Source organism: Vibrio sp. 378 (assembly GCF_033339435.1).
Genome location: NZ_JAWOUO010001265.1, coordinates 1 through 507 on the forward strand (window position 1 = coordinate 1; position 507 = coordinate 507).

A 507-nucleotide genomic window follows, 5' to 3' on the forward strand; every position below is an offset into this window, starting at 1 on the left:
TCAATAACCAATTGTACGCTGCAGCCGTCAGGGCTGACTCGAATAACGCGATATGGAACGGCCATGAGAGGCAGCTTTTTATCGTAAAGTTGTAACTCACGAAAGTTAACTTGCACTTCTTGTCCCGAGCGTAACATCGTTGGCTCATCTAAACGAATCCCCAAGCCTCGCTTAGAAATATCAACGGTTGAACCTGCTGCTTTTAACTCACCCGAACTGAGTTCAAGCGGCGTTTTGAATCGATAGCGTGGTTCTTTACGGCGCGATTGAGCATCGAAATAGATACCTTTAGGGTTGCCAGTGATTTTTCGAGGATGACGAAAGGCATTTAACGTGTTGGCTGGCAAACGCGGCTTTTCTGTTAATAGGTAATCTTGCCCCGACTTTTCGTCAGCGATTTCTTGCAAAATGCCGATATGAGTCAGTGACTGAGAGGTTTCGGCTAACTCTGGAGAGAATAGTGCAAGATCTTCTTTCTCTTGCTCAGACAACTCAAAAATAGATATT

General features: G+C 45.0%; 1 protein-coding gene. It reads right to left on the reverse strand.

Features of this window, described 5'->3' with window-relative positions:
- On the reverse strand, positions 1-507 hold a 507-nt coding region (locus tag R7Q48_RS31475), incomplete at both ends, for a PilZ domain-containing protein (RefSeq protein WP_318134400.1).